Origin of the sequence: Nitrosomonas communis (assembly GCF_024102715.1) — a bacterium.
GTDB classification, from domain to species: domain Bacteria; phylum Pseudomonadota; class Gammaproteobacteria; order Burkholderiales; family Nitrosomonadaceae; genus Nitrosomonas; species Nitrosomonas communis_B.
Window position 1 is genome coordinate 1 of the sequence record NZ_JAGFJM010000104.1, and the last position, 16,061, is coordinate 16,061.

14 protein-coding genes, 1 tRNA gene and 1 other RNA gene are annotated in these 16,061 nt (G+C 48.2%); 6 read left to right on the plus strand and 10 right to left on the minus strand.

The window, feature by feature from the left end; all coding sequences use genetic code 11:
- Both J5I83_RS14565 and ssrS read right to left on the minus strand, forming a co-directional pair.
- Positions 1–159, minus strand: a 159-nt coding sequence (locus tag J5I83_RS14565; protein ID WP_369683417.1) for a transposase, incomplete at its 3' end; no start/stop codon positions are given.
- 101 nt (positions 160–260) lie between these two features.
- A non-coding RNA gene (gene ssrS / locus J5I83_RS09785) (6S RNA) lies at positions 261–439 on the minus strand.
- Positions 440–666: 227 nt separating this feature from the next.
- On the opposite strand from ssrS, the gene J5I83_RS09790 reads away from it, so the two are divergent.
- A complete protein-coding gene (locus J5I83_RS09790; protein ID WP_304055478.1) occupies positions 667–2,100 on the plus strand; it encodes a dihydrolipoyl dehydrogenase in 1,434 nt (477 codons plus the stop codon).
- A 12-nt stretch (positions 2,101–2,112) separates the two neighbouring features.
- Here the strand turns inward: J5I83_RS09790 and J5I83_RS09795 are convergent, their stop codons facing one another.
- Both J5I83_RS09795 and J5I83_RS09800 read right to left on the minus strand, forming a co-directional pair.
- The gene (locus J5I83_RS09795; RefSeq protein WP_304055481.1) at positions 2,113–2,802 is read right to left on the minus strand and encodes a VIT family protein; all 690 of its coding nucleotides are present in this window, start codon (positions 2,800–2,802) and stop codon (positions 2,113–2,115) included.
- Positions 2,803–2,983: 181 nt separating this feature from the next.
- Positions 2,984–3,076: transfer RNA gene (locus J5I83_RS09800), tRNA-Ser, on the minus strand.
- Positions 3,077–3,421: 345 nt separating this feature from the next.
- On the opposite strand from J5I83_RS09800, the gene J5I83_RS09805 reads away from it, so the two are divergent.
- Entirely contained in the window at positions 3,422–5,458 is a 2,037-nt protein-coding gene (locus J5I83_RS09805) for a TonB-dependent receptor (protein WP_304055483.1), read from the plus strand.
- Between the two features lie 25 nt (positions 5,459–5,483).
- Here J5I83_RS09805 and J5I83_RS09810 read toward each other — a convergent pair whose 3' ends face one another.
- The 4 genes from J5I83_RS09810 to J5I83_RS09825 form a co-directional block, all read right to left on the minus strand.
- Entirely contained in the window at positions 5,484–7,673 is a 2,190-nt protein-coding gene (locus tag J5I83_RS09810; protein WP_304055486.1) for an NB-ARC domain-containing protein, read from the minus strand.
- An 11-nt stretch (positions 7,674–7,684) separates the two neighbouring features.
- A complete protein-coding gene (locus J5I83_RS09815; protein WP_304055489.1) occupies positions 7,685–8,263 on the minus strand; it encodes a hypothetical protein in 579 nt (192 codons plus the stop codon).
- 159 nt (positions 8,264–8,422) lie between these two features.
- Positions 8,423–8,524, minus strand: coding sequence for an SEC-C metal-binding domain-containing protein (locus tag J5I83_RS09820; RefSeq protein ID WP_304055492.1), 102 nt, complete (start codon positions 8,522–8,524; stop codon positions 8,423–8,425).
- A 135-nt stretch (positions 8,525–8,659) separates the two neighbouring features.
- Complete coding sequence (locus J5I83_RS09825) at positions 8,660–8,896, minus strand: tetratricopeptide repeat protein (RefSeq protein ID WP_369683418.1); 237 nt, start codon at positions 8,894–8,896, stop codon at positions 8,660–8,662.
- Between the two features lie 374 nt (positions 8,897–9,270).
- Between J5I83_RS09825 and J5I83_RS09830 the strand changes: the two genes are divergently transcribed.
- The 3 genes from J5I83_RS09830 to J5I83_RS09840 all read left to right on the plus strand — a co-directional run bounded on the left by J5I83_RS09830 (position 9,271) and on the right by J5I83_RS09840 (position 11,673).
- Positions 9,271–9,630, plus strand: coding sequence for a HopJ type III effector protein (locus tag J5I83_RS09830; RefSeq protein WP_304055494.1), 360 nt, complete (start codon positions 9,271–9,273; stop codon positions 9,628–9,630).
- Positions 9,631–9,841: 211 nt separating this feature from the next.
- Complete coding sequence (locus J5I83_RS09835) at positions 9,842–10,969, plus strand: PQQ-dependent sugar dehydrogenase (RefSeq protein ID WP_304055496.1); 1,128 nt, start codon at positions 9,842–9,844, stop codon at positions 10,967–10,969.
- 98 nt (positions 10,970–11,067) lie between these two features.
- Positions 11,068–11,673, plus strand: coding sequence for a hypothetical protein (locus J5I83_RS09840; RefSeq protein WP_304055498.1), 606 nt, complete (start codon positions 11,068–11,070; stop codon positions 11,671–11,673).
- Between the two features lie 142 nt (positions 11,674–11,815).
- Here J5I83_RS09840 and J5I83_RS09845 read toward each other — a convergent pair whose 3' ends face one another.
- Positions 11,816–14,017: a galactose oxidase-like domain-containing protein gene (locus J5I83_RS09845; RefSeq protein WP_304055501.1), complete on the minus strand. Its 2,202-nt coding sequence runs from the start codon at positions 14,015–14,017 to the stop codon at positions 11,816–11,818.
- Positions 14,018–14,328: 311 nt separating this feature from the next.
- Positions 14,329–15,495 (minus strand): DNA polymerase IV, encoded by a 1,167-nt coding sequence (locus tag J5I83_RS09850; protein WP_304055504.1) that lies wholly within the window; start codon positions 15,493–15,495, stop codon positions 14,329–14,331.
- Positions 15,496–15,700: 205 nt separating this feature from the next.
- Here J5I83_RS09850 and J5I83_RS09855 point away from each other — a divergent pair, with 205 nt between their 5' ends.
- Positions 15,701–16,060 (plus strand): YajD family HNH nuclease, encoded by a 360-nt coding sequence (locus tag J5I83_RS09855; protein WP_304055506.1) that lies wholly within the window; start codon positions 15,701–15,703, stop codon positions 16,058–16,060.
- Position 16,061: the final 1 nt, after the last annotated feature.

A 16,061-nucleotide genomic window follows, 5' to 3' on the forward strand; every position in this document is an offset into this window, starting at 1 on the left:
ACAACCTGTTTTCAAAACATAAAGGATCGCATTTACCACACGACGCATACTCAACTCTCGTGGCCTTCCTACTGTCGATACCGGCAGGTGGGGCTTTAAGTAGTGCCACGCTCCATTGCTCAGGTCACTCGGATAACGCTTCCTACACTTTTTGTTGATTCATGATACCGCCTGTTTATAGAAAATTCCTTACATTAACGCTAGGATTCAGAATTTCCAAACAGTTTCTTAGACTGGAAATGGAGAGTATATGAAGAGATGGCTTCCCCGCAAATGCCGTCAGGCTGTTATCTTGAACCTTATGGTTCAAGTGGGTTGTTTACCGTATGCATCAGGCATTTCTTCTTTGAGAAGCGCACAACAGCATCGCTTTAGCTTACAACCAGATACTAAGACTTGGTTCAAAGAATATGAGCCTTAACAAACACCGCAGGGAAAATCTTTACTCTTTTTTGAGTTATCGCAACTAAAAATCTAATTTACTTAGCAATCAATATTGTTGATAATTTTCTCTTTTTAACAATATCTCATTTAGCTTGCTTTTTCTTGGTTTAATTCTACGCTTAAATTTACTCATGTCAAAACTTTTAACCGGGCACCTGTAGCAATAACGAAGTAAATTACTCAGATTTATTGAGTCGGCCCCTCACAAATATAAGAACAGTTATGGCTAATTACCTAAATGAAATTCTGGATGTCATTATTATCGGCGCGGGCAGCGCAGGACTGTCAGCACTACGAGAGGTGAAGAAGCGTACCGAAAACTTTGTAATTATTAATGATGGTCCATGGGGAACAACGTGCGCACGCGTTGGTTGCATGCCATCCAAGGTTTTGATTGAAGCAGCCAACGCCTATCACCGGCGTACTGCATTTGAAGCTTTTGGTGTTCGAGGCGCAAATCAGTTAACGTTGGATATGACGCACGTTATGCAGCGTGTGCGTAAGCTTCGTGATGATTTTGTAAGCAGTACCTTAAAAGCAACTGAAGTACTTGGCGTGCGAGCGATACCTGGCCGTGCGCGCTTGCTTGGCCCAAATCAGGTATTAGTCAACGATAAAAAGCTGCGCGCAAAAAGCATTATTATCGCTACTGGCACACGTCCTATTGTCCCGGCTGCGTGGCATGTGCTGGGAAACCGTTTATTTACCACAGACACTCTGTTTGAGCAGGAAACATTACCAGCAAGCCTGGCGGTGATTGGAATGGGACCTATCGGCGTAGAGATGGCGCAAGCACTGGCTCGCTTAGGGGTAAACGTGACCGGGTTCGGCAGTAAAAATTTGATTGGCGGATTAAGCGATCCACAGGTCAATCAGATAGCACTAAATTTATTTTCTCAGGAATTTCCAGTGTATTTAGGCGAAAAAGCTGAGTTGCGTCTTGAGTCTGGAGAAAATCACGTGCGTATTCGGACGAGCCGGACAGAGGTCGCTGTAGATGGCGTGCTAGCAGCGCTTGGACGTCGCCCCAATATTGATGATCTTGGACTCGAAACACTGGGTGTTTCGCTCAATGCACAAGGATTGCCGCCTGTGGATTCCACTACCATGCAGATAGCTGATCTTCCGGTATTTCTAGCCGGTGATGCCAATGATTATTTACCATTGCTGCATGAGGCCGCAGATGAGGGTCATATCGCGGGACTAAACGCAGTACGGGAAAAAATCATATGTTTTAAACGTCGCACACCACTTGCCATTGTTTTCTCCGACCCAGGCATCGCAGTGGTGGGAAGTCATTTTCGATTGCTTAACAGTAAAAATATAGCAATCGGTGAAGTGCTTTTTGATAATCAGGGGCGAGCTCGGGCGGCACAACGTAATAAAGGTATGCTACGCATTTATGCAGAATCGGAAAGCGGACGGCTGCTCGGTGCTGAAATGTGCGCGCCAGCAGGCGAACACATGGCTCATTTACTGGCGCTCGCGATTGATCAATCTCTAACAGTTTGGGATGTATTGCGCTTGCCTTTTTATCACCCGGTTCTTGAAGAGGGCTTACGGACGGCCTTGCGTAATCTGGCTGCTAAATTACCTCTATCCAGTGAATCTGATCTTGCTTCTTGTGGCGCATTCAATGCTGATGCGCTTGATTGACGCGGCTAATTGTCAGGCAACAACTCCGAAGAGATTGCCTACAACAGCAGTTAGCCCCATGGCCAGCGCTCCCCAAAAAGTCACCCTGATTGCGCCCACCATGATATTTGCACCTCCCAAATAAGCTGCCAGCGTGCCTAACATCGCCAGGGAGGAAAGAGAAAAGCTGGCAACGATAGGAATAATGTGGACTGCAGGTGCGATAAAGGTCGCTATTAGCGGCATTGAAGCACCAATGGTAAACATGCCCGCTGAAGCAAAGGCCGCCTGAATGGGCTTTGCGCTAACACGTTCATAAATACCCAATTCATCCCTGAGATGAGCTCCCAATGCATCATGAGCCATTAATTGTTTAGCCACTTGTTCGGCCAGCTCCGGCTGAACTCCCCGCTTGATATAAATATTTGTTAATTCCTGGAACTCAAATTCAATATCGTCGTTGAGATGGCGTTGCTCAAGGGCAATATCGGCTTTTTCTGCATCGGCCTGAGAGCTGACAGAGACATATTCTCCGGCTGCCATGGACATGGCGCCGGCCACGAGACCGGCTACTCCTGCTAAAAGAATGCCTTCCCGGTCAGTATGGGCGGCCGCAACCCCGATAATAAGGCTGGCAGTCGAAACTATACCATCATTGGCGCCTAATACGACTGCACGTAACCAGCCAGTGCGATGAGAGCGATGATTTTCCTTATGGCTCATTTGTCTTGATCAGATCTTTTGCAATAGATTGAGAGTGTCTTGATTCGCGTAAAAAAATTCTGGTGAACATGATTCCGACAGCCATTATCTGGGTATCTGAGTATTTTGATAATGAGGGTCTGTAAACTATTTATTTATGTGGGGATGCTAAGCGTTGATGAGTAATCTACTGGCAGTAAGATGGCGGAGAAGGCGGGATTCGAACCCGCGGTACGGGGATAAACCGTACACACGCTTTCCAGGCGTGCACCTTCAACCACTCGGTCACTTCTCCTTGCGCTTTTTGCGGAATAATTTCTAATTCAAAAATAACAGGGAGCAAAGGATAAACTAGTTCCTACTTTGGAGCAACTTTTGCTGCTTTAACCGGGACTGATCCGCTTGCCTTCAAAATTTCTGATTATATTGCGTAGTGGTTGTGCCATCTTTGCCCGCCATCTCATGTTTTCTCTTGAAAAACATTGAGCGCCGCGAGAATCAGCATGTCTTGAGCATGTTATTTCAACTATCATTGTAACTAAATTGTTTGGAACCGAAAGAAATTCACTTTTGCGTATTGCTATTAATGCTTGTCTGTCGTATTAACTTAGCCTGCTATTCAACGCGCCAACTTGCTTTCATGCTTGGTTCTTTTCTGTTAGCTAACCTGGCTGAAGCACAACAATCCAAGAGTCCAGAACCTGTCATTCTCGATCCCATCACGGTAACTGCGACACGCACCGAAAAAAAGCCCGAACAAATTCCCAATGCGATTAGCCGTATTGAACGGAGTAAATTCACTGATCATCAACCAGGCGCCACGCTGGATGAATTTGCGCAAGGCACCCCGGGGGTATTTTTTCAGAATCAATTCAATTTTACCCAGGATTTACGCATAGCCATCCGCGGTTTCGGTGCACGTTCGCCATTTGGTGTACGCGGAATTCAGTTGCGTGTCGATGATATTCCGCAAACTTTGCCGGATGGTCAGACGCAGCTTGACGCGGTCGACCCGGCCTTGATCGAGCGCATGGAGATTTTACGTGGCCCATCCGCGTCATTGTTCGGTAATGCCTCTGGCGGCATGATTAACATTACCACGCGCTCGCCGCGCGAAAAATTCGAATTGCTGCCTCGTCTCGTCTTTGGTCAATATGGTTACCTGAAATCCGAATTATATGCAGGCGGGCGAGGGGAGAATTTTGACTATGGCTTGTTTGGTTCCTATCTGCAGCAAAATGGCTGGCGCGATCATAGCAGCATGGAAAACGTGTTCTCCCAGGTGAAACTGAATTTCCAAACATCCGCTGATTCCGACTGGATGGTGCTGTTTCATAAGTTTTATGCACCTGATTCAAAGGACCCCGGGGCATTGACGCTTGCCGAGGCAAACGCTAACCCAAAGCAGGCAGCGGCGAACAATCGGCTATTCAACGCCAGTGAGTCTATTAACCAGGAGCAATTCGCGGTGCGCTACCGCAGAAGCCTGTCGGCTAACCAGACATTGACCATGGTTGCACATGCATTGCACCGTGATTTTCAGAATCTGCTGCCGTTTACCATTGGCGGGCAAGTGGAATTCGATCGCTGGACAGGAGGACTGACCACCCAGTTTGTGAGCGACCACACTTTACTGAAGCGTGCTAATCGTCTGCTGCTCGGTGTCGATTACGGCATTCAGAATGATGACCGGCGGCGTTTCAATAACCATTTTGGCGTACAGGGCGCGTTGAATCTCGATCAAATCGAGCGTGTGCAAAATGTTGGCCCATTCTTCCGCAATGAATGGCGCGTGCTGGATAACTTGGATGTAGTAGCAGGGGGACGCTGGGGTTGGCTGCATTACCGGGTCAAGGATACATTTCTGGCAGATGGTGATCAGTCCGGCGCCAAAACACTGTCGCAGGCCAGCGGCACAGCAGGTCTAGTCTATCATCTGGCGGATGTACATCAGCTCTTTACCAATATTGCCTCGGTATTCGAAGCGCCTACCACCACCGAACTGATTAACAATCCCGCAGGGACAGGCGGATTTAATAACGATCTTGAAGCGCAGACTTCCTTGAGCAAGGAGATCGGTCTGCGCGGCAAACCGGCTGGTTTTGAGTATGAAGCCACTTTCTTCCATATCCATACCCGTAATGAAATCACACCGTTTGAGCTGGCGGCTGCTCCCGGGCGCGCATTTTTTCGCAATGCGGGTAAATCGCGCAGACTCGGGGTTGAAGCCCGCCTGGCAACACCAGTATGGAATGGACTGCGTGGCGAAATTGCCTACACTTTTTCAGATTTCGAATTCGAGCACTACCTCGTCGATAATGTCGATCTGAAAGGCAACGCATTTCCCGGCCTACCAAAACATCGGTGGGAGGGCAGGATACGCTACAGCCATCCCACCGGCCTGTTTGGACAATTCCATGTACATCGGGTAGGGGAGTTTTTCGTGAACGATATCAATACCGTCACCAATCATGCCTACACCCTGGGGCAACTGTTGTTGGGATGGGAAAAGAAGCATCGCTGGCTCGAAGGCTCGGTATTTATCGGCATCAATAATCTGTTCGATGAGCGCTACAATGCCAATACACGTATCAATGCCGCAGTTGGCCGTTATTTTGAACCGGGTCCGCCGCTCAATGTGTTCGGAGGAGCGCGAGTCCGTCTTGTTATGTTTTAAGGCTGAATGAGTAGAGGCACGCTCGTTAATACGGCTCATCGGGCAGTTTATTGGTTACCCAATCCAGATTTTGTTCGAACTCGACATAACCTGGAAAACGGCTGACTAATTCCAGCAACAGCTTCTTTGACTGGTGGTAATACTTTTGGGCCTGATTTAAATCCTCAAGCTGGTCCTCATAAAACGAGCCTAAACATTGATAAGATAGTGCCAGGCCGTATTTGAAGTCCACGTTTTGCGGATAGTCGTCAACCAGTTCTTTTGCCAATTGGTGGTACTGCTCAAAGAAAGTCAGCGTCCGGTCGAGATTGCCCAGGGCATTGTGTGTGTTGCCCAGGAATTGGCACGAAATCGCCAAGTTCTTTTTGAACTCCACATTTTCCGGATAGGCATCAAACAGTTCTTTTGCCAATTGGTTGAACTGCGCAAAGAAAGTCAGCGCTAAATCGAGATTGCCCAAGGCCGTGTGCGTCTCGCCAAGGTATTGGCACGAAATCGCCAGGTTGTTTTTGAACCCCACATTTTGCGGATCAGCGGCAACCAGTTCTTTTGCCAACTGCTGGAATTGCGTAAAGAAAGTCGACGCCAGATCGAGATGGCCCAAGGCAGCGTGCGTATCGCCAAGGAATTGGCACGAAATCGCCAGGCCGTTTTTGAAGTCCACATTTTGCGGATAGGTGTCAAACAGTTCTTTTTCCAACTGGTGGTACTGCGAAAAGAAAGCCAATGCCTGATCGAGATGACCCAAGGCCGTGTGCGTGTCGCCAAGGAATTGGCACGAAATCGCCAAATGGTCTTTGAATCTCTTATTTTGCGGGTCGGCGTCAAACAGTTCTTTTGCCAATTGATGGAACTGCGTAAAGAAGAACAGACTGCGTTCAAGGTTGCCAATGATGCGATGATAGTTGCCGGTGCGCTCGCTCAAAATGGCCAGGCTATCATCCGCACTCTTCGAGAAAGTTCTTATTACTGCTTCCGCATAGCGGGCATACCGTAACGCATCGTTATAGGAAGAACCCGTAATATGCGTGCCTTCACAGGCTAATTTTTCAATCAATGTGTTCACCAGCAGAGCGCAGTGCTCTCGCAAGCTGGGATTTTTCTGCCGAGTCACCTCTTGCACCACGGGGCTGCACTTAAAGGAAATGGTTGCTTCGTTGTACTCGATCCATCCTTTCTGAGCGAGGGAAAGCAGGTGGCTATCGAGCTCCGGTAAGCCGGGCAGCAGTGTTTCCAGTGTTGCAAAAGCGATACTTTCTACTGGCAGCACGGCAAAAACCGAGAGCAGCGCGCTTTCTTCCGAAGGTAATCCGCTGAGATCGTACATAGCAGAGACAATGGCTTCCGGGGTTTCCCGGCGCATTGAGTCCTTGCTTTGATAATCCGTGCCCACGGCCTGCGAGTGGCTGAGTTGCAGTAGCCCTAGACTTTGCAGATCGGCAAGCAGATTAGCCAGACTATAGCGTTGTTTGAGACGGTTCTGCCCGGCCAGGTTTTTGGCCAGCAGTTCGAGCACGAGCGTATTGCCACCCACTGCCTCCCGGATTTGGAAGAATAGTGCTTTTTCGCCATCGTCGAGGCCGCGATAATACCGTTCAAAGAGTTCAAGCGCTTCATCTTTGGGTAATCCGTTGATGGCGCATGCTTCAGCCCGCTCAAAATGGGTGATGCGGGTGGTGAGCAGCAGATGGAAATTGCTGCAGCGGCGCAACCGCTGGTAATTCGCATCCAGATCAGCTAATTCGTTAGCATTGTCTATGACCAGCAGGCAGGGCTTCTCAAGATTCATTAGGGCGGTGAGCAGCACTTCGAGGCGCTCTCCGGTATCCTGCCGCTCAGCAAACTGCAGACCGAGTGGCACAGCAAGCAGCAGCAAGGCGCTGGCAATGCTTTTTTCGCTCAGTACCCAGGCGACATGGATGTATTCATGCTGGTAAGTGTGGTAATACTTGGCAGCGAGAGTGGTTTTGCCGATGCCGCCCTCACCGTTCACGAGCAGCAGCAAGTTGCTACCCGGAGCGAACAATTTGTCATGAATAAGCTGCAGATCATCCTGGCGGCCAAGAAAGATTTCTGTGAGAAAGGGCGGCGAGGTGAGGGCATGAGGGATGCGGCGTTCACCTGCATAGGTTACGTTTAGCCGCCCTCCTTTTTCAATTTTCTCAACATAGAGGGATTTCTGGCCTAGCTGGATATCCCGATTGGTTTTGTCCATGATGGGTGCGGTTATTGAATGTTAATCTTCATGCTGTCACCGGCTTTCTCGATATAGATACTTTTGTCGCCCAGAGTAATGGTACGGCCAGCCTGACGCTTATCCTCTCGCTTGAATTCCGTAAATCCATTCGTTTCCAGCCTGTCCAGTTCTTTGTTGAACTGCACCCAAAGATCATTTTCATCTTTGAAAGGGCTGTAGAAATGATTCAACTCTTTCAGTTTCTGGTGGAATTCAGCAAGGCTTGCATCAACAGTTACTCCATCAGGTGTTTTGAAATAAGTAAAGATGAATGGTTTCTTCGTTGATTGAAACTGTCCGAAAGCGGTATCGAACTCTTCAGCGGTATACATGCCTACTTTGCTGTGCACCAGCAACACGAACAGGTCGGCAGCTTTGACATACTGGTTGTACTCGCTCTGCGAGCCTGCCAGCGACATGCGGGCAGACAGGTCTTCCCACATGTCGAGGTGCAAAAAAATGCCCCGGTCGAACCAGGCTTTGCATTTGCGGTAGATTTCCTGCTCGAAATGCTCGCGTTCGGACTGGAGTTCTTTAGAAGAAGCAAGAAAAATTTTGATTTTTGTCATGCGGAGTCCAATTTAAAGAATTGCTTAATGTCTGCCAACATTGAAAAACAACGCTTAATTACAAGCAAAATAACATTCAAAAACATTTCTGACAATCGGATGAACTGTAGGTCTTGAGACTGGAAAGGGTTCATGGTTATGAAAATATCTTGCCTCCTCCTAAGTACCACAGCACTTCTTGTATTTCTTCCCGCTACCGCAAGGACAAGGGTCATTTCTGCCGACTTTGGCAGGCGTAGTCAGGGAAGAAGGATGCAGCATGGGTACATCGTCTCGCTTGAGTCTGGCCTGTAGCAGATTGAAGGTGCCAGTGAAATCCTGATTGAAATGAGGGGGATTCCCTATTGTTTTCCATAAGGGGCGATTCTCCAGGATGGGTGCAAGCAGTTCGAAGGCTTAGGTTTCATTGCTTTGATCAATCAATAGTTTTGCTAGCTCAAGGCGAACATTGGCCATGTACGGATCGACCTGCAGCAATCTTTCAAAAGCAGCCTTTGCCGCTTTGGGACGATTCAGATTTAACAGCAGCATACCGAACGTGTACCAGTGCTTTACATCATTGGGGTTACGCTGGAGATGTTCGCGCGTTATTTTTAACCTCTCGGATCGATATAGGAAAGCGCAAACATAAATTTTTACCTGGCTTGATTAAAAAGAAGGGCAGAGATTTTTGGAGGTAAAAATGATGCTGTGAGTGATTATACTCATCGTACTTCAAAATTGGTTTTCATAATCTCTCATCCAACCTTCTCCCAGCGGGAGAAGGTATTAATGCCGAATTTTGAAGTACGATGACTATATACTGTGAACCTGGTTGCATATTGAAGCACGGAAAATTTGACCTCAATCACATGCCACCATAACTGACCACTTTTTATTCTGGCAGCAGCATATCGGTAAAGGCCAATTTTGGTTACGAACAGTTCGACAGGTTCACCGCGAACGATTACAGCAGTAAAGATATTGACGAAGAGTTTTATAATTTATCCTCGTTTGGAAGTAATTCTATGACACTTAATCATTTTATAGAACGTGTTAAAGCAGGGCAGGCGGTTGATTTTCAGGAAACAATGGCAGTGATTGCCGAGGCATATGATTATCAGCCGACGGAATTCAGTAATGGTATCCGGCAGCCATTGATTAATGAAGCCGGGCGCAATGAAGGCTCCTGCAAGATTTTCGCCTTTGCCAGATTGCATGGATTAGATCAGAACCAGACTCTGGCTTTATTTGGTGACTATTATCGCAAAGATGTACTGGAAAACCCTGCTGGTAACAATCATCAGAATATCCGCAATTTTATGCGCGATGGCTGGGATGGAATCGTTTTCAAGGGTGCAGTGTTAAAAGCCAAACATGCTGATTGATATTCTGAGTAGGGTCTGACTGGCAGCTTCTTGCTTGCCATGGCGTTGATTCGTCAGCAAAATGCATGAGGCGATTAAAGCTGTTTACCGGAGTCTCTTTTCTCCAAATTTTGCAGTGCGATAAATATAGAATAAGCTAAGGATAAAAATGGCGTTTGACTGATACCATTTTGATGATTTGCTCTTGCCATGCATAAGGAGGAAATGAGAAATGACGCGTATCTTGCTGATAACCAAGTTATTCGTGCTAATTATCTTGAGCAGTGTTTATTCGATTACGCACGCCCAATCTTCCCAGTCGAAGCTTGAAGTCAATGTTCTGGTCAGCGGATTGAATCATCCCTGGAGCATGGCATTTATGCCCGATGGCCGGATGCTCCTGACCGAGCGCGCGGGGCAGCTTCGTATCGTTTCAGCCGATGGCAAGTTATTAGCCGAGCCGATTAAAGGTGTTCCTGCCGTGCTTGCCGAGGATCAGGGAGGATTACTCGGAGTGGCGCTGGATCCTGATTTTGCTAGAAATCATTTCATTTATCTTGCCTATGCAGAGCCGCAAGGCAAATTAGCGGGCACTGCTGTAGCCAAGGCAAAGCTGATCGATATGAAACTGGAAAACCTGCAAGTGATCTTCCGTCAACACCCTAAAACAGATGGCGCGAATCATTTCGGATCACGCCTGGTATTTGCCCCGGATGGCAATCTTTTTGTCACGCTGGGCGAGCGTTTCAAATATATGGATCAGGCGCAGCAACTGGATAATCATCTCGGCAAACTGGTGCGTATCCGGCCTGATGGTTCGGTGCCTGCGGATAACCCATTTATTGATAATCCAAAAGCCAAACCGGAAATCTGGTCCTACGGCCACCGGCATATCCAGGGTGCTGCCATTCATCCGGGTAGCGGAAAATTGTGGATTCATGAACATGGGCCGCGTGGCGGAGATGAGATCAATATTCCTAAAGCTGGCAAGAATTATGGCTGGCCATTGGCAAGCTACGGCATTCATTACTGGCTGATCCCTATCAAGAATGAACATGCAGAACAAGGGTTTGAAGAACCAATTTACTACTGGACACCCTCCATCGCCCCTTCCGGCATGATGTTCTATCGCGGCAACATGTTTCCAGAATGGAAGGGTAATCTGTTTATTGGCGCATTGGCTGGCAGGCATCTGGTCAGATTGGAAGTCGATAACCACAAGGTCATCAGTGAAGAAAAATTGTTGATGGATAGTGCGCGTATTCGCGATGTGGTAGAAGGACCCGATGGTGCGATTTATCTGCTGACGGATGAAGATAACGGGAAACTGCTGAAGCTGACGCGGGCAACAGCGCGGTGAGTGATGGTGTTAGCCCCAGCATCTTGTTTGCTACTGGGTTTAATACTGTTGATGTACAAAAGAAAAAAATCAATGAGTAACGATAAGGAGCAAAAATCATGATGAGGAAAATCGTTAAAGTTGTTTGCTTAGGGGCTGCATTAGCTGGACTGCTATCGGCCTGTTCAGCTACCCAGAAAATAACGAATTCAGTCAGGACTGCCACCGAGCAGTTGCTGATTAGTGAAGCAGCGAAGCGCAGTCTATCCAAACAACCTGAGTTGGCTCTGCCTATTCCGCAGGGTGCGAATGTGAAGCTTGATATCACCGGAATTAGTGCGGATAAAGATTTTTTGCGAGGCGTTGTTGCCGGCTGGCTCGGGCAGCATGGTTATGCGGTGCAGGAAGGTGCGGAAAATGCAACCTATCGTATTAATATCGTTGTCAAGGCACTGGGAACTGAATTAGGCACTACTTTCTTTGGAATTCCACCCGTGCAAGGTTCCTTGATACCCATTTCACTACCTGAATTAGCGCTATATAAGGCTGAGTACCAGACTGGGTATTCGAGTTTCTATTTGGATATTTTTGAACTGCCGTCGAACAGGCTGATCGGCTCGACTACGCCGTTTCTGGCCGACGCTTTTTATAATGCATACACGGTGTTATTCCTGTTCACTTTCAAAAGGAGTGACCTGGTTTCTCCACCGATCCTCCACCACTAATAGATCGTTGCAGTAAAACCTCTCCCACCACTAAATCAAAGCCGAAGTCAGATTTATGGGCAATCTGCTTTATGCAAAAAGCCGAAGAGCATCGGCTGTTTCCAGTAAAGAGAAACAACATCAATGCTCTTCGGTGATGCGACTAACTTGCTGGTGTGCCTTTTAGCTGTATCAGCTTGGCCACACTGGGAACACCTTTATCATCCACGACAAACAACATGTAATGCATCGGAACGGCAAGGCCGGGGAAAGCTGGCGCTTGTACCAGCAGCTTGTCTTTTTTCTGTTCGAACCATAGCTTGACATAACGTTTGCCCCAGTCCCAGTTATGAGTGATCGGGCCAAAAGCGATCAGGGCGACTGATTGGATGGTGCCTGTTCCTTCGGCCAACTGGACGTTGAACCGCCGATGATACGAGATCTCGTCTGGTGCATCTTTTATCTCGGGTCTGACACCACCTTTGAAGAAATAAGGCGGTTTGTAGAGTTGGGCCACTGGTATGCCAAGCTCAATATGACCCTCATCACCATGCAAGTCGGTGGCGTTGCCGCCGAGCAGGGCGACAGTGCCATCGGGTAGCAAGGCGACTGTCGAATGATCGTGCCCCGCGATTTTCCGGTCAACAAGCGTTTCGATTGTATCTGTCTGTGGATCATACAGTTGCAAGTGGAATGAATTATTCCATGGTCCTCGTCCTGTAGCACCGCCTGAAACAAGCACCTTGCCGTCAGGCAGGACAGTGGTATTGTTTTGATTAACTTCCAAATAGAGTTTGGCATTGCTCTGTTTATATTTTGGCGGAGAATCCTGGAAGTCGATCGTTTCAATCAAATCCTGCTTACATGTTTCCGGTGCTGGATCTGCATTTGTGCCGCTGCAATCACCACCGAACAGAACCACTTTCTGCGAAACGCCATGACCTTTGCTGTCAGTTTCCCACAACTGGGCACCTGCGCCAAAATTATGCGCATTGACTGCCTGATCCACGAACTGATAGTGCTTTTCAGCCGGGATATCACGATTGGAATCAGCCTTCGCAGCTTTCACGTCAAGCAGATAGGTCTTGCCGGTGTAGGTGTAAGGATCGTATCCCCTGGCGACGCTCAGGAGCGGGCGTCCCAATATGGACTTGCCGTTGGCGTCCTTTTCCAGTGAGTTAGGACTGGCTTCACCGATGATCGCCACCTTCCAATCTTTTGCGTTCTTGCCGGTTTGCACCGGGTAGACGCGCGGAAAGGTATTATGGTGCTTACGTGCATTCTCGAGCGCAATGGTGCTGTCTGTTTTGGGATCATAGATCTCGGGTGCTACCTGCGTAACCAGGGAGCAGTTGACGTGCGTGTTGCGCGTTTCCTCGGTACAGACCCCCCCAGGAGGGTTTCCTCTGAGCAAACTGGTATTTCGATCCGTACCGGCCACGATGAGCACTGTCGAGTCAGGCAGCAACGCCCCACTTGGATACCAGCGCTGGTACTTCATGTCGGAGGGATCTGCAGGATCGGTGTTGCTTTCATCGTTGGCGTCAGGAAAATCAGGAAAATCCTGTGGAAGGCTTTCAGGCGTCAGCTCATCGAAGATGTCGAGATAGGCAGCCTTGACCGGCGGTACAACCCGTGGCAGCCAGGATTCATCTCTGGGATCGAACACGGTCAGCTTCCGGATAGCATTGTTGCCTCCTTTGTCGTGTCCGCCAATGAACAGCCATCTGCCGTCTGCGAGTGCGACGTTACCGGAGCAGAACATGTTGTAATCCAGGCCCTTACTATGGCCAGCATCGGAAAAAGCGGCATCATTCAGCGCAAACTCCGCTTTGGTCACTAGCTCATTAGGTGGATCATTTTCGTCGATCAGGCTGAAATGATCAGTTTGCTTGAACGCATCTTCATGGGTGAGATCCCAGCATACGAAATTCTCGCGTGCGGTATTTCCTTTGGTATTGCTTTCATCCAGTCCATGCGTTCCTTCACTGAAGCCGGCACCGCCATAAACAAAGTGCCTGAAAGGTTCGAATAGCTGGTCATGACCATTATCATCCTTGAAAGTAAGGTGGAAGCCTGCATACTCCGACGGCCGCATTCCCATACAGATTTTTGGTTTCGACGTTTTAGTCCACGCCAGGCCGGCATGAATGGCATCTTTCGGCACTGGAATAAGCTTGCTGAGTTCACCGCAAACTTTCAAATCTTCCGGCGTCAGTCCCTTGTCGAAGTTGCACTTTCCTTCTGGTTCATTATCTGCGGCGTGATGAGCTGCTGCTGGTGGTACGCCAGCAAATGCCATCGCTATCACCGAGAGCACCGCGAGCCGGATTCTCCGCGGTAAGAAAAATTTTGAGTTAATCATTGCAACCCCCTTTCTCAAATTGAAAATAAGCTACGTCGCGATCAAATCACCTACGAAATTCTCCTTCATTTGACGTTACAAAATAGCAACATTGGGATAACCAAAGTGACTCAATGTTTGATCCGATTTCCTGAACACCACTTGAAGCAGTGCAGGAAGATCAACACAATCCTGTTTGGTTGCATGCTGATACTAGGGGATAGCAAGCTGGCAGACAATAATGCAAATGCATACATTTTTGTCCCTTAACGTTATGAATTTCTAGTGAAAACAATCTTGGCTGGCAACACTTGCCAGCAAATGGATGCTGCCTATTGCTCCTGGAACATAAGCGGCAATTGTCCCTGCGCTAAGACATGCGTTACCTGTGGGGAATGGCTGGGAGCGAGTTTGCTGACCCGTATGCCAAGTAATCGCAGCTTTTTTTCCAGCGGCACACGCCGCAAACATTCTCTCGCCGCTTGCCGTATGGAGAGGGGATCGCCAGTGAATGTAGTCAGGGTGAAATCACGTGTCACCGTATGAAAATCCTCGAAGCGCAACTTAACGCCGATGGTGCGCCCGAGGTAGCCTTTGCGCTGCAGATCGTTGGCTACGCGTGTACACAGGGTAGTAAGCGCTTCTGATAATGCAGCGCGGTCGTGACGTGGATGCAGGTTGTGCTCAAAAGTGGTTTCCCGGCTGATCGATTTGGGTTCCGAGTGAATGATGACTGGATGATGATCAATACCATGCGAAGCCTCATATAACCAGGTAGAGTAGCTGCGGCCAAAGTGCGTCTGCAGAAAACCGAGCTCGGCCTGCGCCAGCTCGCCAATCGTTAGAATGCCAAGTGATGCCAGCTTCTTTTCTGTTTTGGGGCCAACGCCATTGATTTTGCGTACAGGCAACGGCCAGATGCGCTCGGGAATATCGGTCAGGTCAAGAATAGTGATGCCATCAGGCTTGTCAAGATCCGAGCAAATTTTTGATAACAATTTGTTGGGCGTGATGCCAATGGAGCAGGTGAGACCAGTAGCGTCGAATACGCTTTGTTTGATCCGTTTGGCAAGCGTCAGGCTATCGTCGGGCAGATGGCTTAAATCAACATAAATTTCATCAATGCCGGAATCTTCAATCTGGGCAGTAATCCTGGCCACGGCTGCCTTGAATAACTGCGAATAATGGCGATACGCATCAAAATCAGCCGGAAGCAGTATGGTATCAGGGGCAAGTTGCGCTGCTTTCATCACACTCATGGCAGCAGAGAGGCCCGCCGCACGTGCTTCATAGGTGGCTGAAGTGATTACCCCGCGGCCAACATAGTCACGCAGCCGGGCAAAACGCAGACTGCCATCTGCCTCTATTACCGGTTTGTGATCAGATTTTCCGCCAATGACGACTGGCAACCCGCGTAACTGCGGGTAACGGAGAAGCTCGACTGACGCAAAGAAAGCGTCCATATCAACATGAGCGATGCGGCGAGATAAGAAATTCATTGTTTACAAACTATTGATGTTAAACATGAATTATTGCCAATTTGATAATCATCATGTGAAAATGAATTTACCTGTTACGTTAATGCGTGATTGAGTGTAAATTCAAAGTGATTGCAGAGAGCTTGTTCAGAAAGTTTTATTAGAGATTGAAACGATATCTTGTTGTGATGTAATGTTTTCTTTCGTTTTTTTGAGTGAGACAGCGATGACAAAGGATACCAGTAAACTTGATAAAATAGTACTGCAAGCGCGGCTTAATGCCGAAAAACGGGCTAAGGGTTATCGCGAACAGGCGTTAAAACTCTTTCCGTGGGTTTGTGGCCGCTGTGCGCGTGCTTTCGATCATAAAACTGTGCAACTGCTGGAAGTTCATCACAAAAACAATAATCATGACGATAATCCTGCCGATGGCAGTAACTGGGAATTATTGTGCACTTACTGTCATGAAAACGAGCATGCCAAAGTAAGAGATGCAGCAGGGCGTAGCGATCACGGCAATACCATGACAGGTGCCACCTTTAATCCGTTTGCTGATCTCAAAGAAAGGTTAAAAAATAAAAGTTGAG